The organism is Saccharopolyspora erythraea NRRL 2338, assembly GCF_000062885.1.
GTDB lineage: Bacteria > Actinomycetota > Actinomycetes > Mycobacteriales > Pseudonocardiaceae > Saccharopolyspora_D > Saccharopolyspora_D erythraea.
In genome coordinates, this window is record NC_009142.1 from 6020570 (window position 1) to 6039684 (window position 19115).

Consider the following 19115-nt stretch of genomic DNA (forward strand, 5'->3'; position numbering starts at 1 on the left):
CTGAGCATGGGCTCGAACGACATTCGTGCGGTGATCTTCGACTACGGCGGGGTCCTCACCACCCCCGGCCGGGCCGCGATCGCCGCGTGGACCAGGGCGGAGCGGATCCGGCCTGAGACCTACTCCGCGGCGCTGAAGGAATGGCTGTCGCGCAGCGCCCCGCCCGGCACTCCGATCCACCGCCTGGAGACCGGGGAGATCGACGCCGAGGAGTTCAACCGGATCCTGGCCGCGCGGCTGCGCACCGAGGACGACCTGCCGGTGTCGCCCGACGGCCTGCTCAGCCGCCTGTTCGGGCACATGCGCCACGACGACGCCATGCTCGGGCTCGTGCGCGAGCTCCGCGACCGCGGCGTGCGCACCGCGCTGCTGTCCAACAGCTGGGGCAACGACTACCCGTGGGAGCTGCTCGACGAGCTCTTCGAGGTCAGCGTCATCTCCGGCCGGACCGGGCTGCGCAAGCCGCAGCCGGAGATCTACCGGCTGGCCCTCGACCGGCTCGGCATCAGCCCCCGGATGGCGGTCTTCGTCGACGACGGCCCGCCGAACGTCGACGCCGCGTCCGAGCTGGGCATGCACACCGTGCTGCACGTCGACGCCGAACGCACCCGGGGCGAGCTGACCGAGCTCCTGCCCGCACTCCAGCCCGACCACGCCCAGGAGAGCAGATGAACGAGCTGCCCGGACTCGACCTCGACGCGCTGCGCGAGCACCTCGACGCGCACCTGCCGGGGCTGGCGCGGGGCCCGCTGAGCGCCGAGATCGTCCAAGGCGGACGGTCGAACCTGACCTACCTCGTCACCGACGGAACCGACCGGTGGGTGGTCCGCAGGCCGCCGCTGGGCCACGTGCTGGCCACCGCGCACGACATGGGCCGGGAGCACCGGGTGATGAGCGCGCTGGCCGGTACCGGCGTCCCGGTGCCCGAGACCCTGCTGCTGTGCCAGGACGACGACGTCATCGGCGCGCCGTTCTACGTCATGCGCTACGTCCCGGGCACCGTCTACCGCAAGCCGGAGCTGACCCAGCGGCTCAGCGTCCCCGAGCGCAGGGACCTGTCGATGCGGCTGGTGGACGTGCTCGCCGACCTGCACTCGATCGACCCGGCCTCGGTCGGCCTCGGCGACTTCGGCCGCCCGGAAGGCTTCCTGGAGCGGCAGGTGCGGCGCTGGAGCAAGCAGCTCGCCGCCTCGCACAGCCGCGACATCGAGGGCATCGAGGAGCTGCGCGACCGGCTGGCCGCGAGCGTGCCGGACACCGCGCGCGCCGCGATCGTGCACGGCGACTACCGGCTGGACAACGTCATCGTCGGCGACGACCTGCGGATCTCCGCGGTGCTGGACTGGGAGATGGCCACCCTCGGCGACCCGTTCACCGACCTGGGCCTGCTCGCGGTGTACTGGGAGGGCTTCCGCGGGATCCCCGAGAACCCGATCGCCAAGGGCGTCGGCCCCGAGTACGACTTCCCCACCGCGCGCGAGCTGCTCGACCGCTACGCCGAGCGAAGCGGCGCCGATCTGTCCGAACTGGACTGGTACGCGGGGTTCGGCTACTTCAAGATCGCCGTGATCCTGGAAGGCATCCACTACCGCTACACCCGCAAGCAGACCGTCGGCGAGGGCTTCGACCACGTCGGCGGGCTCGTCGCACCACTCGTCGCCCAGGGCCTGGCCGCCCTCAAGGAGGTATGACATGGATTTCGCGTTCGACGCGCGGACCGAGGAACTGCGCGAACAGCTCACGGCGTTCATGGACGAGCACGTCTACCCGGCCGAGCCGGTGCTGGCGCAGCAGCTCGCCGAGTCCGACGACGTGTGGGCGCACCCGCCGATCGTCGAGGAGCTCAAGGCCAAGGCCCGCGCGCAGGGCCTGTGGAACCTGTTCCTGCCCGGCGACCACGGCGCGGGCCTCACCAACCTCCAGTACGCGCCGCTGGCCGAGATCATGGGCCGCAGCCCGCGGCTGGCGCCGGAGGCGACCAACTGCTCGGCACCCGACACCGGCAACATGGAAGTGCTGTCGATGTTCGGCACCGAGCAGCAGCGCGAGCAGTGGCTGAAGCCGCTGCTGGAGGGCGAGATCCGCTCCGCGTTCTGCATGACCGAGCCGGACGTGGCCTCCTCCGACGCCACCAACATCGGCACCCGCATCGAGCGCGACGGCGACTCCTACGTCATCAACGGCCGCAAGTGGTGGTCGTCGGGGGCGATGAGCCCCCGGTGCAAGATCCTCATCGTGATGGGCAAGACCGACCCGGGCGCCGAGCGGCACCGCCAGCAGAGCCAGGTGCTGGTGCCGGTCGACACCCCCGGCGTGCACGTCAAGCGCGGCATGTACGTCTTCGGCTACAGCGACGGCGACCACGGCGGGCACGCCGAGATCGTCTTCGACAACGTGCGGGTCCCGGCCTCCAACGTCGTCTCCGGGGAGGGCGAGGGCTTCGCCATCGCCCAGGCCCGCCTCGGTCCGGGGCGCATCCACCACTGCATGCGCGCCATCGGCATGGCCGAGCGCGCGCTGGAGCTGATGTGCCGCCGGGTGAGCGACCGCGTCGCCTTCGGCGGTCCGATCGCCGACCAGGGCGTGGTGCAGCAGTGGATCGCCGACGCCCGCATCCGCATCGAGACGACCCGGCTGCTGGTGCTCAAGACCGCGTGGCTGATGGACACCGTCGGCAACAAGGGCGCGCACACCGAGATCCAGGCGATCAAGGTGGCGGTGCCGGAGATGGTCACCTGGGTCATCGACCGCGCCATTCAGGCCCACGGCGGCGGGGGCGTCAGCCAGGACTTCCCGCTGGCCAACCTCTACGCCCACGCCAGGACGCTGCACATCGTCGACGGCCCCGACGAGGTCCACCGCCGCTCGCTGGCCCGCCGCGAGCTGAAGAAGTACCGCTGACCCGGCGATGCGCCGGTGTGGTAATCCACCGTTGCGCAACGCCTTTCCCCCGACGAACCGATGAAGGAGAACCACCCATGCCCGAGTCCAACACCCGCGTCGCGATCGTGACCGGCGCCGCCCGGGGCATCGGCGCGGCAACCGCGAAGCGGCTGGCCTCCGACGGCCTGGCCGTCGCCGTCGTCGACCTCGACGAGAAGCAGTGCGCCGACACCGTCTCGGCGATCGAGGCCGAGGGCGGCCGGGCGCTGGCGGTCGGTGCCGACGTCAGCGACTCCGCGCAGGTCGACGCCGCCGTCGAGCGGGTCGCGGCGGAGCTCGGCGCCCCGCTGGTGCTGGTCAACAACGCCGGTGTGCTGCGGGACAACCTGCTGTTCAAGATGACCGATGACGACTGGGACACCGTGATGGACGTGCACCTGCGCGGGTCGTTCCTGATGAGCCGGGCGGCGCAGAAGTACATGACCGAGGCGGGCTGGGGCCGCATCGTGAACCTGTCGTCGACCTCGGCGCTGGGCAACCGCGGGCAGGCCAACTACTCCACCGCCAAGGCCGGCCTGCAGGGCTTCACCAAGACCCTGGCCATCGAGCTGGGCAAGTTCGGCGTCACCGCCAACGCCATCGCGCCCGGCTTCATCGCCACCGACATGACCAAGGCCACCGCGGACCGAGTCGGGGTGTCCTTCGAGGACTTCACCAAGGCCGCGGTCGCCCAGATCCCGGTCGCCCGCGCCGGGGCGCCCGAGGACATCGCCAACGCGGTGTCGTTCTTCGTCGGCGAGCAGGCCGGTTTCGTCTCCGGCCAGGTCCTCTACGTCGCGGGCGGGCCGCGGGCATGAGCACGGTGACGGCCGAAGAGCTGCGCGAGCGGGTGCGGGCCTTCCTCGCCGAGCACGATCCCGCGGTCGAGGACCGCCTCGACTTCCTGCGCGCCCGCTTCGACGCGGGTCTGGCGTGGGTGCACTACCCGGTCGGCCTCGGCGGGCTCGCGGCGCCGAGGCAGCTCCAGCAGGTGGTCGACGCGGAGCTGGAGGCGGCGGGCGCGCCCGACAACGACCCGCAGCGCATCGGCATCGGCCTGGGCATGGCCGCGCCGACGATCCTGAAGTTCGGGCACGACGAGCAGCGCCGCCGCTACCTGCGTCCCCTGTGGACCGGCGAGGAGGTCTGGTGCCAGCTGTTCAGCGAGCCCGGCGCCGGATCGGACCTCGCGGCGCTGTCGACGCGCGCGGTGCGCGACGGCGACGAGTGGGTCCTGGACGGGCAGAAGGTGTGGACCTCGCTGGCGCACACCGCCCGCTTCGCCATCCTGGTCGCCAGGACCGACCCCGGGCTGCCCAAGCACAAGGGGCTGACCTACTTCCTGTGCGACATGACCGATCCGGGCGTCGAGGTTCGCCCGCTGCGCCAGATCACCGGTGAGGCCGAGTTCAACGAGGTCTTCCTGACCGGCGTGCGGATTCCCGACTCCCAGCGGCTGGGCGAGGTCGGCCAGGGCTGGCAGGTCGCGATGGGCACGCTGATGAACGAGCGGGTCGCCATCGGCGGCAGCAACACCGCGCGCGAGTCCGGGATGATCGGCGTGGTCGCCGATCAGTGGCGGCAGCACCCGGAGCTGCGCACACCGGGCCTGCACGACCGGCTGCTGCGGCTGTGGGTGGAGGCCGAGGCGACCCGGCTGACCGGGCTGCGGCTGCGCCAGCAGCTCGCCGTCGGCAGCCCCGGTCCGGAGGGCTCGGCGGTGAAGCTGGCGTTCGCGCGGCTGAACCAGCAGATCTCCGGCTTCGAGCTGGAGCTGCTCGGCGAGGCCGGTCTGACCTACGACGACTGGACGTTCCGGCGCCCGGACACCACCGACTTCACCTCGCGCAGCGCCGGGTACCGCTACCTGCGGGCCAAGGGGAACTCCATCGAGGGCGGCACGTCGGAAGTGCTGCGCAACATCATCGCCGAGCGCATCCTCGGCCTGCCCGCCGAGCCGCGCACCGACAAGGACGTGCCGTGGAAGGAGCTGCCGCGATGAGCGCGCCGGACCTGCTCTACAGCGAGGTGGAGGACGACCTGCGGGCAGGCGTGCGCAGGCTGCTGCGCGACCGCTGCGACTGGACGTCGGTGCTGGCCAGGTGCGAGAGCGACCAGCCCTACGACCTGGAGCTGTGGCGCACGCTGGCCGGCGGGCTCGGGCTGGCGGCGCTGCTGGTGCCCGAGGAGCTCGGCGGCGCGGGCGCCAGTGCGCGCGAGCTCGGCGTGGTCGCCGAGGAACTGGGCCGGGCGGTGGCACCGGTGCCGTTCCTGGGCAACCTGCTGGCCACGACCGCCCTGACCGGGTGCGCCGACGCCGAGGGCGTCCGGGAGCTGCTGCCGCGGCTGTCGGACGGCTCGCTCGTCGGCACGGTCGCGGTGCCCCTGACGACGGCCCCGCACGCGCCGTTCCCGTCGGCGGTGAAGGCCGAGGGCGCGACGCTGACCGGGACCGTGACCTCGGTGGTGGACCTGGAGGTCGCCGACCGCGTGCTGGTGCCCGCCACCGACGAGGACGGCCCGGCGCTGTACCTGGTCGACACCTCGGCGGCGGGCGTCACCACCACCCCGGCGACTCCCCTGGACCTCACCCGGCGGATCGGCACGCTCGACCTGAGCGCGGTGGCCGCGCAGCGCGTCGGCGGTGATGCGGCGCGCGTGCTGCGGCGCGCGCTGACCGTCGCGGCGGGCACCCTGGCCTCCGAGCAGACCGGGCTCGCCCAGCTCTGCCTGGACTCCACTGTGGAGTACGCGCTGACCCGCTACCAGTTCGGCCGCCAGATCGGCTCTTTCCAGGCCGTCAAGCACCGGCTTGCCGACCTGTGGTCGGGCGTCAGCACCGCCAGGGCCGCCGCCCGCGGCGCGGCCGACGCGCTGACCGGCTCGGGCGAGGAGACCGAGCTGGCGGTCGCGGTCGCGCAGGCGTACTGCTCGGACCTCGTCGTGCTCGCCGCCGAGGAGGCCCTGCAACTGCACGGCGGGATCGGCATGACCTGGGAGCACCCGGTGCACCTGTACCTGGGCCGGGCCAAGAGCTCGCAGCTGGCCTTCGGCATCGCCGAACGCCACCGCGCCCGCATCGCCGAACTGGTCGGACTGGAGAGCTAGGAGCAAACGAATGCGCGTGTTCGCCAACCGGGACGAGGTCGTGGCCGCCAAGGGCGAGAAGCTCGGCACCAGCGACTGGCTGACCATCACCCAGGAGCAGGTGAACCAGTTCGCCGACGCGACCCTGGACCACCAGTGGATCCACCTCGACGCCGAGCGGGCGGCCCAGGGGCCGTTCGGCGGCACCATCGCCCACGGGTTCCTGACGCTGAGCCTGCTGCCCGCGCTCAACGCGCAGACCTACCGGTTCGAGGGCGTGAAGATGGGGATCAACTACGGCCTCAACAAGGTCCGCTTCCCGCACCCGGTGCCCGTCGGCGCCCGCGTCCGGTCGCACACCGAGCTGGCCGACGTCGCCGAGAACGACCAGGGGCTGCAGCTGACGGTCAACGTCACCATCGAGATCGAGGGCGTCGACAAGCCCGCCTGCGTCGCCGAAAGCCTCTCCCGGCTGGTGTTCTGAGGCGGAGGCGAAAGGGGCCCGGATGCCTGGTCGGCGCCCGGGCCCTTCATCGTCCGATGTGGATCCCCATACCGGGACCCAGCGGGATGTCCGCGTAACGACGGCGACCACGACGAGCAGCAGTCCGAAGAGGAGGAACGGCTCGGGCAGCCGGTTCCCGGCCCGTTCCAGGACGTTCAGCACCCGATCGAGCCGGGTGGCCCTGGCACCCGTGACGACGGCGCTGGTCATCCACCGCTCCCGTCCGGCAGCCCGACTTGCCGTGCGCGTGCCACGCGCTTGCGGGACACCGCACCCGGTCGGCGGGATCGGCGCAACCCCTTGGCGCCGATTGCCGCAACGCGGCGGGGCCGGGCGTCATCCGCGCGGAAAGCCCGCGTCCTGCAACGGATCGGCGAAGCGCTACGACTCCAGCGGCCGTACGGTGAGGATCTGGTGCGCTTGTCCGACAGGCCCCCGGACGTCGTGCAGTACGGTGCTGGTGACGCCCTGGCCGTTGCCGCCGAAGACGACGCTGGTGTCCAGCCCGGTCCAGCGGCCCTCGGGCCGGCGGTGGAGGTGGATCGACAGGTCGACGTTGGGGAACATCCACTTCGTCGGCTCCTGGCGCACCGCGATGCCGTTGGCGGTGTCGACGAGCGCGACGTAGGACGCCAGCGGGCTCGCCTCCTCGCCCGCCACCAGCGCGGTGGAGGTCGACACCCACGCCGTGGTGCGCCCGGGCTGGGGTGTGCCGACGGGCCGGATGTCCAGGGACCGGATGTACCCGCCGGGCCACACGGTGCTCAGCTCCCATGGCTCCAGCGACTCCGGCTGCGCCAGCGGGTCCGGTTCACCGCCGGCGACGGCGCTGGTGTCCTGCTCGGACAGCAGCCACGCGCGAGCACGCACGGCGGGGCGCCCGCCGATGACCGCGGTGGCCTCCACCAGCTCGATGGTGCGGCCGGGCCGGGTGGTCTCCACCCGCACGTCGAACTCGTCGAGGGCGAGACGGCCCAGGATGTCGAAGCTGATCCGGCTTATCAGCAGCCCAGGCCGCTGTTCGCGCGCCCGCTCCGCCTCGATGGCGTGGACCAGAAGTCCGCCGAGCGGGCTGAAGTGCTGCTCGTCGGTGCTCCACGCCCCGACGGCGTGGACGGTCGGCCGGTAGCGGTTCGGGCCGAGCCGCTCGAAGTAGCCGGGCGCGCCGGTCATCGGGTCGGTCAACGGAAAGGTCCTCTCCTGGTTCGTTGCTCGGTTCGGTGGTCCATCGTCACAGCACGTTAACGAGGACGACGTAGCAGGCGGTGCCGATTCCGACGCTGAGGATCGTGCGCCGGCCGGAGACCAGGTGGACTCCGATGGTGACGGCCACGGCCAGGAGCGCGTACGGGGCAGCGCCCGGGGCGGCGGTGACGGTGCCGTGCAGGGATGTGCACGCCAGGATCGCGAGGATGCCCACGGGCATCCACAACGACAGCGCACGCACCACGCGGGACTCGCGAAGCAGCCGCAGGACCGCGAAGGGCAGGGCGCGCAGCGCAAGGGTGATCGCGAAGACGATCGCCAGCACCGCGACGAGGTAGCCGGTGCTAGGCATCGACGACCTCCCGGATGGTGCCGGACCGGACGGCGACGCCGTAGCGGACGAAGAGCAGCGCGACGAAGACCAGCAGGGCGACGAAAAGAGCCGCTCCCGGCGCGAGAACCAGCGCGAGGACGGCACTGGCGGCGGCCAGCAGCACCGAGGGGATCTCGCGCCGCGAGGCGAAGGCGTCCAGGGCCAGCACCGTGAACAACGCGCACAGCGCGAACTCCAGTCCCTCGATCGGCGCGGGCAGCGCGACCCCGACCGTCACGCCGACGAGGCCACCGCCGACCCAGTAGACCTGGCTCGCGATCTGCATCGCCAGCAGGCGGGCCGCCGAGCGCTCGGCTGCGGGCAGCGAGGCGGAGACGGCGTAGGCCTCGTCGATCATCGCGTAGACGCAGTAGGCCCGTGCCAAGCGGTTGCGCACCAGGTGCAGCGGGAACGAGAACGCGTAGAACACGTGGCGGAAGTTCACGACGAAGACGGTCAGCGCGACCGCGGCCAGCGGAGCGGCCGCGGCCACCATGGCGACCAGGAGCAGTTCGAGCGAGCCGGCGAACGCCGCCAGGGACAGCGCGGGCGCCAGCCACCACGGCAGCCCGGCCTGGACGACGAGCAGGCCCAGGGCGATGCCGAGCGGGAAGATCCCCAGCCCCGCCGAGGAGGAGTCGCGAATGCCGGCCGCGATGCGCTCGCGCCGCGAGGCCGAGGGCGAGGGCGAGGGCACCGCGTCCGGCGAGTCGAGTACGGGTTGTTGCACGTGTCCATGCTCCCGCAACACCCGTGGTGTTTGGTTGCGAACATTGCCCGCTCGCGCCGCCTCCGGGCAACATTCACGCATGGACAAACTCGATCGCGCAATCATCGCCGAGCTGGAGCGCGACGGCCGCCTGACCAACGTCGAGCTCGCCGGCCGCGTCGGCCTCACGCCGGGGCCCTGCCTGCGCCGCGTGCAACGCCTGGAGTCCGACGGAGTCATCCGCGGGTACCGCGCCGTCACCGATCCAGCGCACCTGGGACGGTCGTTCGAGGTGCTGCTCGAGGTCACGCTCGAAGCACAGGACGCGCGGACCGTCGAGCACTTCGAGGCGACCATGGCCGGGTTCTCCGTGGTCCGGGAGCTGCGGAGGCTGTTCGGCGCGCCCGACTACTTCGTGCGCGTCGCGGTCGCCGACCTCGACGCCTACGAGACCTTCCTGAGCAGGCACGTCATGACCATCCCCAAGGTCGCACGCGTGACATCGCGCTTCACCATGAAAACCCTCAAGCAGCTCGACTGAAGCCGCACGCCGCCGTTCGCGCCGCTCGCGACGACGTCCGGCCACAGTGGACTGCCGCCGCCGCGCTACGCCGAGACGTCGTAGGCCACCCGGCCCACGGTCTTGCCGTCGCCGACCTCCTGGACCGCCTCGGCCAGCTCCTCCAGGGCCACCCGCCGGCTGATCAGCGGGCGCACCGCGCCGGACTCGGCCAGCTTGGCCAGCTCGGCGTGCGCCTGCCGCGCCGTCTCCGGGTCGCGCTGCACGTACAGGCCCCAGTGCAGGCCGACGATCGAGTAGTTCTTGATCAGGGCGTGGTTGAGCCCCGGGGTCTGGATGGTGCCGCCGGCGAACCCGATGATCAGGATGCGGCCCTCGAACGCGATGCACTTGGTCGAGCGCTGGTAGGTCTCACCGCCGACCGGGTCGTAGATCACGTCGGCACCCCGGCCACCGGTGAGCTCCTTGACCACCTGGACGAAGTCCTCCTGGTGGCGGTCGACCACGACGTCGGCGCCGAGATCACGCGCGACCTGGGCCTTCTCCGGTCCGCCGACCACGCCGACCACCGTGGCGCCCGCTGCCTTGCCGAGCTGGATCGCGGCGCTGCCGACCCCACCCGCGGCAGCGTGCACGAGCAGCGTCTCCCCGGCCCGCAGCCCCGCCCGCCGGTGCAGGCCGAACCAGCCGGTCTGGTACCCGATGTAGAGGGCGGAGGCTTCGGCGTCCGACAGGGTCTCGGGCGCGGGCAGCGCGCGGGAGGCGTCCAGCACGGCGTGCTCGGCGAAGGCACCGCGGGGCATCACGGCACCGCCCACGACCCGGTCGCCGACGGCCAGGCCCTCGACGTCGGGGCCGAGCTCGACAACCTCGCCGCACAGCTCCACGCCGGGGGCGAACGGCAGCGGCGGCTTCACCTGGTACTCGCCCCGGCAGAGCAGCACGTCGGGGAAGTTGACCGGGCTCGCCTTCACGCGCACCACGACCTGGCCGGCTTCGGGCTTCGGGTCCGGGACCTCCTCCAACCGCATGGCGTTCCGCGGTTGCCCGAGCTCGTGGACCTGCCACGCCTTGACCATGAGACACCTCGCAAACTGAGACCGACTGGTCGGTATGTTATCGGCGCGACTGGTCGGTGTACACCATCCCGCCGAACCGTGCCGCCGAAGCGGTGAACCGCGCCGCCGAGCCATCCAGCCGAAGCGGCGAACCCGCCGCGGGCGGCGCCGAAGCGCCGTCAGGGGCGCAGCGACGCCAGCAGCAGATCGGCGAAGTTCTCCCCGACCTGCTCACCGGTCAGCTCCCCGTCCTGGCGGAACCAGGTGCCCAGGTGGTGCACGGCGCCGAAGAAGAAGTCCACCACCAGGTCGGCCGACTTGTCCGAGCGGAACACCCCGCTCTGCTGGCCCTCCTCGATCAGCCTGCGCACCCGCTCGTGGTAGCGGCGCCGCTCCGCGCGCACCTCGGCCTTCTTGTCCGGGTGCAGCAGGTGCATCGAGCGGAAGAAGATCACCGTGTCGTCGAGGTTGGCCGCGGTCGTGGCGACCACGTCGGCGGCGACCGCGTGCAGCCGCTTCTCCACCGGCTCGGAGCTGTCGGCGGCGCTTTCCATCCGCGCGGTCTGCACCCGCAGCACCCGCGCGTAGATCTCGTAGAGCAGGTCGTCCTTGGAGCCGAAGTAGTGGTACATCGCCCCCTTGGTGACCCCGGCCGCGTCGACGATCTGCTGCACCGACGTCGTCTCGAAGCCCTGCTCGGCGAAGAGCTTCGTGGCCACCGAAAGCAGCCGCTGCGGCACCGGCTCACCCTCGGTCTCCGGGCCGCGAACCCGCGCGCCGACGCTCCCTGCACGCGCCATGACTGCCTCCCTAACCTCAGCCACCCAGGGTACTGACCAGCCAGACCCCACACGCGCGGACCGGCTGCCTGCGGCGGCGCCGGGCGGTCGCACCCGGCACCGCCGCGGGCTCACGCCTGCTGGACGCGGCGCTGCAACTTGCGCATCCCGCCCTGCCAGCGGTCCGGATCGGCGGCGCGCAGCGCGTAGTACTCGCCGACCTCGGAATGCGGCAGGATGAGGAAGCGCTTGTCCGCGAAGGACTCCAGCACCACGTCGGCGACCTCCTCGGGTTCCAGGGCGCCGTCGGCGAGCAGCCTCTGCCCGGTTTCGCCACTGTTGCCGAGCATGTCGGTGCGCACGCCCTGAGGGCACAGCGCCTGCACGGTGATGCCGCGGTCGCCATAGGTCACCGCAAGCCACTCGGCGAAGGCCAGCGCGCCGTGCTTGCTCACCGCGTACGGCGCCGAGCCGAGCATCGTCAGCAGCCCGGCCGCCGACACCGTCGCCAGGAAGTGCCCACCTCCCCGTTCCAGCCAGTGCGGCAGCACCGCGCGGGCCGCCCGGACGTGGGCCATGACGTTGACTTCCCACGCCTGCGCCCAGGATTCCTCGGGTGCCTCCGGGCCGCCGGCGTGCGCGACGCCGGCGTTGGCGCAGAAGACGTCGATCCGCCCGTACCGGTCGAGCGCCGCGTCCACCAGCCGCCGCACGCCCTCCTCGCTCGCCGCGTCCCCACCGACCGCGAGGCCGCCGACATCGTCGGCGACCCGGCCGGCGGCGCCCGCGTCGAGGTCGGCGACCACCACGTGCGCGCCCTGCGCGGCGAACTTGCGGGCCATCGCGGCGCCGATGCCGTTGCCGCCGCCGGTGACCACCACCACCGAGTCCGCGAGCACTACACACCTCCGGTGAGCGTGACACCGCCGTCGAGCACCAGGACCTGGCCGGTGACCCACGACGCGTCGTCGGAGAGCAGGAACGCCGCCGCACCGCTGATGTCGGACGGGATTCCGAGCCGCTTCAACGGGTAGGCGTCGGCGACGGCCTCCTCCTTGTCCTCGTAGAGCGCGGTGGCGAACTTCGTCTTGACCACCGCGGGCGCCACGGCGTTGACCCGGATCGACGGTCCGAGCTCCACCGCCAGCTCCTGGGTGACGTGGGCCAGCATCGCCTTGGTGGCGCCGTAGAAACCGATGCCCGGCGCGGGCTTGAGACCGGCCACAGAGGACACGTTGAGCACCGAGCCGCCGTGTTCGCGCATCCACGCCCCGTAGACCTGCTGCGTCCACGACAGCGCGCCGAGCACGTTGACCTCGAAGGTCTTGCGCGCCACTCCGGGGTCCAGCTCGATCATCGGCCCGTAGGCGGGGTTGATGCCCGCGTTGTTCACCAGTGCGTCGACCCGGCCGAAGGTCTCCACGGTGCGCGCGACCGCCTCGGCCTGGTGCTCGGCGTCGTCACCCTTGCCCGCCACGGCGATGGCGTGCTCGGGACCGCCGAGCGTCCGCACAGCCTCCTCCAGGGGCTCGGGCTTGCGCGCCGTCAGGCAGACCTTCGCGCCCTCGGACACCAGCCGCTCGGCGATGGCCAGTCCGATGCCCCTGCTGGCACCGGTGACGATCGCGACCCGGCCGTCGAAACGCTTGCTCATTCGGTTCCCTTCCCGGTTGCGGTGCTGCCGGTCGCACCCTGCCGGAGGGTGCGCCGCAGGATCTTGCCGGTGGCGGTCTTGGGCAGCTCGTCGATGATCTCGACGCTGCGCGGGTACTTGTAGGCCGCCATCCGCTGCTTGCAGTGCTCGGCCAGCTCCTCGCCGGTCGCCCGCGCGCCGGCGCGGAGACTGACGAAGGCCTTCACCGTCTCCCCCCGGTAGGCGTCCGGCACGCCGACCACCGCCGCCTCCCGCACCGCGGGGTGGGAGTAGAGGACGTCCTCGACCTCCCGGGGCCAGACCTTGAACCCGGAGGCGTTGATCATGTCCTTCTTGCGGTCGACGACGTAGAACCAGCCCTGCGGGTCCATGAACCCGACGTCGCCGGTGTGCAGGCGCCCGTCCCGGATCCCCGCCTTCGTCTCGTCCGGCTTGTTCCAGTAGGCGGGCACCACCATCGGTCCTTCGATGACGATCTCGCCGACCTCGCCGACCGGCAGGTCCCGGCCGTCGTCGTCGACGATGCGCAGCACCGTGTTGAAGGTGGGCAGCCCGACGCTGAGCGTGCCGGACTCCTCGTGCACCGGCGCTTCCAGGTGGGTCGGCACCGAGGTCGCGGTGGCGGTGGTCTCGGTCAGACCGTATCCGTTGTGGATGTAGTGGCCGAACAGCTCGCGGAACCGCTCGACCACCGCCGACGGCAGCGGCGCGCCTCCGGAGTAGATGTGTTCGAGCGAGGAGAAGTGGTCGGCGCTGACGTCGGGGTGGTTCATCAACGCCATGTAGGCCGTGGACGGCCCGATCATGTAGTCGGGCCGGTGCTCCTTCAGCGCGTCGAGCACGACGCCCGCCTCGAACCGGTAGGCGAGGTCCAGCCTGCCGCCCAGGGCGATAGCCGCGCCGAGCTCGCAGACCATGCCCGTGATGTGGAACAGCGGCGCCAGCGCGAAGAAGCCCGGCGCCTCCCGGCCCGCGCGCGCCTTGAACCCGGCGCAGTTGAACGCCAGGTTCCCGTGGGTGTTGGTGGCGCCCTTGGGCACGCCGCTGGTGCCCGAGGTGTAGACCAGCAGCGCGACGTCGTCCCCGGAGACCGCCACCTCCGGCCGCCGACCGCCCGCACGCGCCGCCTCGAGCAGGTCGACGGCGTCGGCGGCAGGGCCGCGGCGGTGGCCGGCGAACAGCCGTTCGTCGTCGCGGGTCTGCAGGTCGAGGTCGCTGGTGGTCAGTGCGATGCCGATGCCGGCGTCGCGAGCCACCTCGCCCAGCACGTCGTGCCAGCCGCGCTCGGAGGAGACCACCGCGGTGGGGCGGGCGTCGGCGAGGATTCTGGTCAGCTCGTGCGAGCGGTACATCGGGTTCAGCGGCACCACGATCGCCCCGGCCTTCCAGCCGGCGAGCACGGCGATCACGAACTGCGGGACGTTCTGCAGGTAGACCGCCATCCGGTCGCCCGCGGCCAGGCCGCGACCGGCCAGGTGAGCTGCGAGTCCATCGCTGAGCTCGTCGAGCTCGCGGTAGGTCAGCCGCCCGTCGAAGTAGGTGGTGGCGACCCGGTCGGGGTGCCGCGCGACGCCCGCGTCGAACATCGCGAGCAGGGTGTCGTGCTCGGGAACCAGCTCGGAAGGCAGTTCCCCGTAGAGAGCCAGCCAGGGCCGTTCGTCGTACGCGCTGACCAACGCGCCACCTCCATTCAAGACCGACCAGTCGGTACGGGCCAGTCAACGACGCTCGGCGGCTCGCGTCAACCCTGGCGGGGCCACCGTGCTCCGACCGGCGCAACCCTCGCCCTACGACGCTCGCGGATCTTGACGACAGCAGTGGTCTAGTCCATTTTTGTGACGCAGGTATCGCTCGCCCCCCGGAGGAGCCATGCCCAGTCGAAAGCCCTTGGCCGTCGCCGCACTCGCCTCGGCCCTGGCGGTCACACCGGCCGTCGCCCAGGCGGCCACCATCCCCGACGCCGCACCCGCGACCGCCGCGACCGCACCCACCGCGCCGGCACTGCCCAAGCACCAGCTCACCGGCTACTGGCAGAACTTCGTCAACAACGCCAAGCCGCTGCGCGTAAGTAATGTTCCGGACAGTTACGACCTCATCGCGCTGGCGTTCGCCAACGCCGACCCCGCCCGGCCCGGCGCGGTCACCTTCGGCGTCGACCCCCAGCTCGCGACCGCGCTCGGCGGCTACACCGACGCCGACCTCAAAGCCGACATCGCGGCGAAGAAAGCGGCGGGCAAGGCATTCGTGCTCTCCGTCGGCGGCGAGCGGGGCAATGTGGACCTGAGCAGCCCGGCAAACGCGTCGAACTTCGTGGATTCGGTAGGAAAAATACTTACCGACTACGGCATAGACGGGTTGGACATTGACCTGGAACACGGGCTGAACGTGCCCAACACAGCGAGTGCGATCCGGCAACTTCGCGAAAGAACGGGCCCGGACTTTCACCTGACGATGGCGCCGCAGACCCTCGACGTGCAGCCCGGCGGCTCGTACCTGCAGCTCATCGAGCAGGTCAAGGATCTTGTGACGGTCGTGCACACCCAGTACTACAACTCCGGGTCGATGAACGGATGCGACGGCGGTGTCCACAGTCAGGGCTCAGTGGACTTCATCACCGCACAGGCGTGCATACTCCTGGAAACCCTGCGCCCCGACCAGGTTTCCCTCGGCCTCCCGGCCTCGCCCTCCGCGGCCGGCAGCGGCTACGTCGACCCGTCGGTGATCGGCAACGCTCTGGACTGCCTGACCGCGGTGACCGATTGCGGCAGCTTCCGCCCAGCTCAGGGGCACCCAGGACTCAGCGGGGTGATGACGTGGTCGATCAACTGGGACGCCACCAGCGGGGGCGCGTTCTCCAACCCCGTTCGTGCGCACCTTGATTCACTCCCGTAACAAGTCGCGATCACAACGGGGTGATCGACAACCGGTAGGTGGAAAGGTCACCCCGTTGCAACTCGTCAACGCTGTTACCGCGTGCATTCTTCTTGCTACTAGTAGTGATTTTTCACACCGGGCGCACGATGGCGCACACCTTTCGCGGGAATCGCGGTATCCTGGTGCCATGACAGCCGCGTTGGAGACAGTGCTGGCCCGCGCCGGATTGAAGGTGACGGCCAGCCAATTCCTCTCCCTTGTCGAGGACGCAGCCAAGAAGCTGACTTCGCCCCCGACCGACCCCGCGGCGCACTTCTCCGCCGCCGAACGCCTCGCGCTCACCGACGCTGGTCTGGACCTCGCGCCGCTCACCGACACCGAAGTGGACCCGCGCGCCCGGACCGTCGCCGAGCAGGCCGTGCTGCGCGACACCGCGCTGTCGGTCAACCAGGCCGCCGAGCGGATCGGGGTGGACAGCAGCCGCATCCGCCACCGCATCGGCGACCGCAGGCTGATCGGCTGGAAGGACCGCGGCGGCTGGCGGCTGCCCGCGTGGCAGTTCAGCGACAACGACGTGCTGCCGGGACTGGAGACCGTGCTGGCGGCGATGCCCATCGACCAGCCCGCGCTGGTGCTGGCCAACTTCATGGCGACCCCCCAGGAGGACCTCGAGATCGGCGAACGGGCGGTCAGCCCGCGCGAGTGGCTGCTGGCAGGCGGCAGCCCGCGCCAGGTGGCGGACCTCGCCGCGACCATCGGCATGCCCGCCTAGTCCGACGCCCGACGCCGACGAGACGACTCCAGGAACCCCCAATTGGCACGGCTCCCCCAGCCGCCTGCGCCCGCAGTGCTGCAGGCCATGCTCCGGCGAACCGAGGACGTCATCGCGGTACCCGCCGGGACCAGGCTGGTACGCGTGTTCACCTCGGGTGGCAACCATCCCCAGCAGTGGGACACCTTCCGCTACGCCGGCCCGCTGCCGCACGCGCGCTTCGACCCGCACGTGCCCAACCAGCAGGGCGGTCCGACGGTCACCCGCGAGCACGGCGTGCTCTACTTCTCGCTGTCGGTGCGCACCTGCATAGCCGAGGTCTTCCAGGCCACCTCCACTGTGGATCGCCGGACGCGCAGCCCGCACCTGGTGCTGTTCCGGCCGCGCCGCACGCTGCGGCTGCTGGACCTCTCCGGGCTTTGGCCGACCCGCGCCGGCGCGTCGCAGGCCATCAGCAGCGGGCCCAAGGAGCGCACCCAGGCGTGGGCGCGCAGCATCCGCGCCGCCTATCCCGAGCTGGACGGGCTCTGGTACCGGTCCTCGATGGACGCGGGCAACCCGTCGATCTGCCTGTGGGACCCGCCGTCGGCCAGCGCGCTGCCGGAGTCGCCGGACGTGCTGCTGCCGCTCAACCACCCGGGCCTGGACGTCCCGCTGGGCCGGGTCTGCAAGGAACTGAGCTACACGCTGCTCGACTGAGCCGGGGTCCCGGCGACCCGCTGCTCCCAGAGCCCTGTCGCTGATCTTCGAAGCGTCGCAGCCGCTCGGCCCACCCGCGGCCACCGGCACCGGCCACCGGGCTCTCAGACGTCCTCCGGCAAGGACAGCGCACCCCTGCGCACGGTGAGTTCGAAGTCAGCTTCGGACCGGCGTCCCTCCTGGACGGACGGTGCCGAACACGACGGCGGCGCCGCGGAACGGGTTCCGCGGCGCCGCCGGTTCGTGCGAGAGGTCAGGCGCGGCCGCTCTCCGACTGCTGCGCCTCGACCTCGTCCTTCTTCGACTTGGCCAGGCTGGCCCAGGTCGTGATCGCCAGGACCACCACGATGACGCCCAGCGACATCCAGTTGTTGATCTCCAGCCACTCCGGCACCAGGTGGTACTCGTGCAGCGCGTGCAGGATCAGCTTGAAGCCGATGAAGCCGAGGATCACCGCGAGCCCGACCGACAGGTAGACCAGCTTGTCGACCAGACCGCCGAGCAGGAAGTACAGCTGCCGCAGGCCCATGAGCGCGAAGGCGTTGGCCGCGAAGACCAGGAACGGGTCCTGGGTGATGCCGAAGATCGCCGGGATGGAGTCCACGGCGAACAGCAGGTCGGCGCTGCCGATGGCGACGATGACCACGAACATCGGCGTCAGGTAGCGCTTGCCGTCGATCTTCTTCGACATCTTGGTGCCGTCGTAGTCCTCGGTCACCGGGTAGATCTTGCGGACCCAGCGGACGACCGCGTTCTCCTTGTACTCCTCTTCCTCGTCCTTCTTGCGGACCATGCCGATGGCCGTCCACAGCAGGAAGCCGCCGAAGAGGAAGAAGACCCACACGAACTTGGCGATCAGCGCCGCACCCACGGCGATGAAGACACCACGCATCACCAGCGCGAGCAGGATGCCGATCAGCAGCACCCGGTGCTGGTGGATCGAGGGCACCGCGAAGCTGGACATGATCACCATGAAGATGAACAGGTTGTCCACGCTCAGCGAATACTCGGTTATGTATCCGGTGAAATACTCTATGGCGAAGTGCGCGTCACCGAAGATCCAGACCCCGATGCCGAACAGGATCGCGCATCCCACGTAGAAGCAGACCCACTTGGCGGCTTCCTTGGTGGTCACCTCGTGCGGTTTGCGGTCCACGATGACCAGGTCGAGAATCAGCAGGACGGCCAAGCCGCCCAACGTCGCAGCCCACACCCACCAATGCACGTGCATCGTGTCGACCGCGACGGGCTTCACGTTCTGGGCCAACACCATGTCGGCGCCCATGGATCACCTCCGGTTCAGGGCATGCGCCGGGGACCGGAGGTCTCTTCCACCAGCCTCAGCCGGTCGGCGGCACCGGGCGCCGCCCCGGCGTGAGCTGCGGGCGAAACCGTGATGACGATGCCGTCGCGAAGGAATACTCCCCTCCACAACCTTGCCAAGATTGTCACTTATGTACCGGGTTGGACACCACCCGGGGTGACCATCGGCACCGAATATCATCACGCGGCGACCGTACGAGGCCCCCGCCCAGGCTGGCAATGCCGTGCCCAGCGGTTCACACCGTCGGCGGGCGAACACGGACGGTGAGCGAGACGGCTGTACGCGCAGGTCGGCGGCGGGCGAACGCCGGCCGACGTGGGCACGCAGCCGGCGGTGGGCAGTCCCGGCGCCGGCCCGGGCCGTCTGGCGGCGGTTCGCGCGGCCCGCGGGCGGCGGCACGCGGAACCTCGCGGCGCGGCGGGCGGAGCCTCGCGGGCGGCGGCACGCGCAGCCTCGCGGCGCCGTGGGCCCATGGCTCGACGCCGTGGCGAACCCCGGGGCGCGCGGCTCGGCTGGACGACGGCTGGGCGGGCTGGGCCACCGACGCCCGGGCGCAGGGCGGCGGACGACCGCCCAGCGGCGCGGTGCAGCAGGCTCGGCGGGCGTCGGCCGGCCGGTAAGCCAGGGCGACAG

General features: G+C 71.1%; 20 protein-coding genes. 11 read left to right on the plus strand and 9 right to left on the minus strand.

Going from position 1 to position 19115, the window contains the following annotated elements:
- Positions 1 to 6 precede the first annotated feature (6 nt).
- From SACE_RS25970 to SACE_RS26000, 7 genes are all read left to right on the plus strand, one after another.
- The gene (locus SACE_RS25970) at positions 7 to 672 is read left to right on the plus strand and encodes an HAD family hydrolase (RefSeq protein WP_011874701.1); all 666 of its coding nucleotides are present in this window, start codon (positions 7 to 9) and stop codon (positions 670 to 672) included.
- Complete coding sequence (locus SACE_RS25975; protein ID WP_009949477.1) at positions 669 to 1691, plus strand: phosphotransferase family protein; 1023 nt, start codon at positions 669 to 671, stop codon at positions 1689 to 1691. Before SACE_RS25970 ends, SACE_RS25975 begins: the two co-directional genes overlap by 4 nt.
- 1 nt (position 1692) lies before the next feature.
- Positions 1693 to 2901 carry an acyl-CoA dehydrogenase family protein gene (locus tag SACE_RS25980; protein ID WP_009949476.1) on the plus strand — a complete coding sequence of 403 codons (1209 nt, stop codon included), beginning with the start codon at positions 1693 to 1695 and terminating at the stop codon, positions 2899 to 2901.
- 77 nt (positions 2902 to 2978) lie between these two features.
- Positions 2979 to 3740 carry a 3-oxoacyl-ACP reductase FabG gene (gene fabG / locus SACE_RS25985; RefSeq protein ID WP_009949475.1) on the plus strand — a complete coding sequence of 254 codons (762 nt, stop codon included), beginning with the start codon at positions 2979 to 2981 and terminating at the stop codon, positions 3738 to 3740.
- Positions 3737 to 4924: an acyl-CoA dehydrogenase family protein gene (locus SACE_RS25990; protein WP_011874702.1), complete on the plus strand. Its 1188-nt coding sequence runs from the start codon at positions 3737 to 3739 to the stop codon at positions 4922 to 4924. The genes fabG and SACE_RS25990 overlap by 4 nt, the downstream gene beginning before the upstream one ends.
- Positions 4921 to 6030: an acyl-CoA dehydrogenase family protein gene (locus tag SACE_RS25995; protein ID WP_009949473.1), complete on the plus strand. Its 1110-nt coding sequence runs from the start codon at positions 4921 to 4923 to the stop codon at positions 6028 to 6030. Before SACE_RS25990 ends, SACE_RS25995 begins: the two co-directional genes overlap by 4 nt.
- A gap of 10 nt (positions 6031 to 6040) precedes the next feature.
- Positions 6041 to 6493 carry a MaoC family dehydratase gene (locus SACE_RS26000; RefSeq protein WP_009949472.1) on the plus strand — a complete coding sequence of 151 codons (453 nt, stop codon included), beginning with the start codon at positions 6041 to 6043 and terminating at the stop codon, positions 6491 to 6493.
- A gap of 402 nt (positions 6494 to 6895) precedes the next feature.
- Here SACE_RS26000 and SACE_RS26005 read toward each other — a convergent pair whose 3' ends face one another.
- The 3 genes from SACE_RS26005 to SACE_RS26015 are packed head-to-tail and all read right to left on the minus strand — an operon-like array spanning position 6896 to position 8823.
- Positions 6896 to 7699, minus strand: a complete 804-nt coding sequence (locus SACE_RS26005; protein WP_009949470.1) for a thioesterase family protein — start codon at positions 7697 to 7699, stop codon at positions 6896 to 6898.
- 46 nt (positions 7700 to 7745) lie between these two features.
- Entirely contained in the window at positions 7746 to 8072 is a 327-nt protein-coding gene (locus SACE_RS26010) for a branched-chain amino acid transporter permease (protein WP_009949468.1), read from the minus strand.
- Positions 8065 to 8823 carry an AzlC family ABC transporter permease gene (locus SACE_RS26015; RefSeq protein ID WP_009949467.1) on the minus strand — a complete coding sequence of 253 codons (759 nt, stop codon included), beginning with the start codon at positions 8821 to 8823 and terminating at the stop codon, positions 8065 to 8067. The genes SACE_RS26010 and SACE_RS26015 overlap by 8 nt, the downstream gene beginning before the upstream one ends.
- 79 nt (positions 8824 to 8902) lie before the next feature.
- On the opposite strand from SACE_RS26015, the gene SACE_RS26020 reads away from it, so the two are divergent.
- Positions 8903 to 9343 carry an Lrp/AsnC family transcriptional regulator gene (locus SACE_RS26020; protein ID WP_009949466.1) on the plus strand — a complete coding sequence of 147 codons (441 nt, stop codon included), beginning with the start codon at positions 8903 to 8905 and terminating at the stop codon, positions 9341 to 9343.
- A 65-nt stretch (positions 9344 to 9408) separates the two neighbouring features.
- Here SACE_RS26020 and SACE_RS26025 read toward each other — a convergent pair whose 3' ends face one another.
- From SACE_RS26025 to SACE_RS26045, 5 genes are all read right to left on the minus strand, one after another.
- Entirely contained in the window at positions 9409 to 10401 is a 993-nt protein-coding gene (locus SACE_RS26025; protein ID WP_009949465.1) for an NADPH:quinone oxidoreductase family protein, read from the minus strand.
- Between the two features lie 158 nt (positions 10402 to 10559).
- A complete protein-coding gene (locus SACE_RS26030) occupies positions 10560 to 11180 on the minus strand; it encodes a TetR/AcrR family transcriptional regulator (RefSeq protein ID WP_009949464.1) in 621 nt (206 codons plus the stop codon).
- A gap of 110 nt (positions 11181 to 11290) precedes the next feature.
- The gene (locus SACE_RS26035) at positions 11291 to 12058 is read right to left on the minus strand and encodes an SDR family oxidoreductase (protein ID WP_009949463.1); all 768 of its coding nucleotides are present in this window, start codon (positions 12056 to 12058) and stop codon (positions 11291 to 11293) included.
- The gene (locus SACE_RS26040; RefSeq protein WP_009949461.1) at positions 12058 to 12813 is read right to left on the minus strand and encodes an SDR family oxidoreductase; all 756 of its coding nucleotides are present in this window, start codon (positions 12811 to 12813) and stop codon (positions 12058 to 12060) included. The genes SACE_RS26035 and SACE_RS26040 overlap by 1 nt, the downstream gene beginning before the upstream one ends.
- Positions 12810 to 14489 carry a class I adenylate-forming enzyme family protein gene (locus tag SACE_RS26045; RefSeq protein WP_009949459.1) on the minus strand — a complete coding sequence of 560 codons (1680 nt, stop codon included), beginning with the start codon at positions 14487 to 14489 and terminating at the stop codon, positions 12810 to 12812. Before SACE_RS26045 ends, SACE_RS26040 begins: the two co-directional genes overlap by 4 nt.
- 193 nt (positions 14490 to 14682) lie before the next feature.
- Here SACE_RS26045 and SACE_RS26050 point away from each other — a divergent pair, with 193 nt between their 5' ends.
- The 3 genes from SACE_RS26050 (at position 14683) to SACE_RS26060 (ending at position 17158) form a co-directional block, all read left to right on the plus strand.
- Entirely contained in the window at positions 14683 to 15705 is a 1023-nt protein-coding gene (locus SACE_RS26050; protein ID WP_231849786.1) for a chitinase, read from the plus strand.
- A 169-nt stretch (positions 15706 to 15874) separates the two neighbouring features.
- Positions 15875 to 16459, plus strand: a complete 585-nt coding sequence (locus SACE_RS26055; protein WP_011874705.1) for a hypothetical protein — start codon at positions 15875 to 15877, stop codon at positions 16457 to 16459.
- 42 nt (positions 16460 to 16501) lie between these two features.
- Positions 16502 to 17158 carry an RES family NAD+ phosphorylase gene (locus SACE_RS26060; protein WP_011874706.1) on the plus strand — a complete coding sequence of 219 codons (657 nt, stop codon included), beginning with the start codon at positions 16502 to 16504 and terminating at the stop codon, positions 17156 to 17158.
- 253 nt (positions 17159 to 17411) lie between these two features.
- Here SACE_RS26060 and SACE_RS26065 read toward each other — a convergent pair whose 3' ends face one another.
- Positions 17412 to 18389, minus strand: coding sequence for a TerC family protein (locus tag SACE_RS26065; RefSeq protein WP_029621949.1), 978 nt, complete (start codon positions 18387 to 18389; stop codon positions 17412 to 17414).
- Between the last annotated feature and the right edge of the window lie 726 nt (positions 18390 to 19115).

Excerpts from the sequence above, each read along its gene's own strand:
- SACE_RS26050 (WP_231849786.1), top strand. The coding sequence starts at position 14,683 with ATGCCCAGTCGAAAGCCCTTGGCCGTCGCCGCACTCGCCTCGGCCCTG.
- SACE_RS26010 (WP_009949468.1), bottom strand. The coding sequence starts at position 8,072 with ATGCCTAGCACCGGCTACCTCGTCGCGGTGCTGGCGATCGTCTTCGCG.
- SACE_RS26030 (WP_009949464.1), bottom strand. The coding sequence starts at position 11,180 with ATGGCGCGTGCAGGGAGCGTCGGCGCGCGGGTTCGCGGCCCGGAGACC.
- SACE_RS25975 (WP_009949477.1), top strand. The coding sequence starts at position 669 with ATGAACGAGCTGCCCGGACTCGACCTCGACGCGCTGCGCGAGCACCTC.
- SACE_RS26000 (WP_009949472.1), top strand. The coding sequence starts at position 6,041 with ATGCGCGTGTTCGCCAACCGGGACGAGGTCGTGGCCGCCAAGGGCGAG.
- SACE_RS25995 (WP_009949473.1), top strand. The coding sequence starts at position 4,921 with ATGAGCGCGCCGGACCTGCTCTACAGCGAGGTGGAGGACGACCTGCGG.
- SACE_RS25990 (WP_011874702.1), top strand. The coding sequence starts at position 3,737 with ATGAGCACGGTGACGGCCGAAGAGCTGCGCGAGCGGGTGCGGGCCTTC.
- SACE_RS26065 (WP_029621949.1), bottom strand. The coding sequence starts at position 18,389 with ATGCACGTGCATTGGTGGGTGTGGGCTGCGACGTTGGGCGGCTTGGCC.
- SACE_RS25980 (WP_009949476.1), top strand. The coding sequence starts at position 1,693 with ATGGATTTCGCGTTCGACGCGCGGACCGAGGAACTGCGCGAACAGCTC.
- SACE_RS26040 (WP_009949461.1), bottom strand. The coding sequence starts at position 12,813 with ATGAGCAAGCGTTTCGACGGCCGGGTCGCGATCGTCACCGGTGCCAGC.
- SACE_RS25970 (WP_011874701.1), top strand. The coding sequence starts at position 7 with ATGGGCTCGAACGACATTCGTGCGGTGATCTTCGACTACGGCGGGGTC.
- SACE_RS26055 (WP_011874705.1), top strand. The coding sequence starts at position 15,875 with ATGACAGCCGCGTTGGAGACAGTGCTGGCCCGCGCCGGATTGAAGGTG.
- SACE_RS26020 (WP_009949466.1), top strand. The coding sequence starts at position 8,903 with ATGGACAAACTCGATCGCGCAATCATCGCCGAGCTGGAGCGCGACGGC.
- SACE_RS26025 (WP_009949465.1), bottom strand. The coding sequence starts at position 10,401 with ATGGTCAAGGCGTGGCAGGTCCACGAGCTCGGGCAACCGCGGAACGCC.
- fabG (WP_009949475.1), top strand. The coding sequence starts at position 2,979 with ATGCCCGAGTCCAACACCCGCGTCGCGATCGTGACCGGCGCCGCCCGG.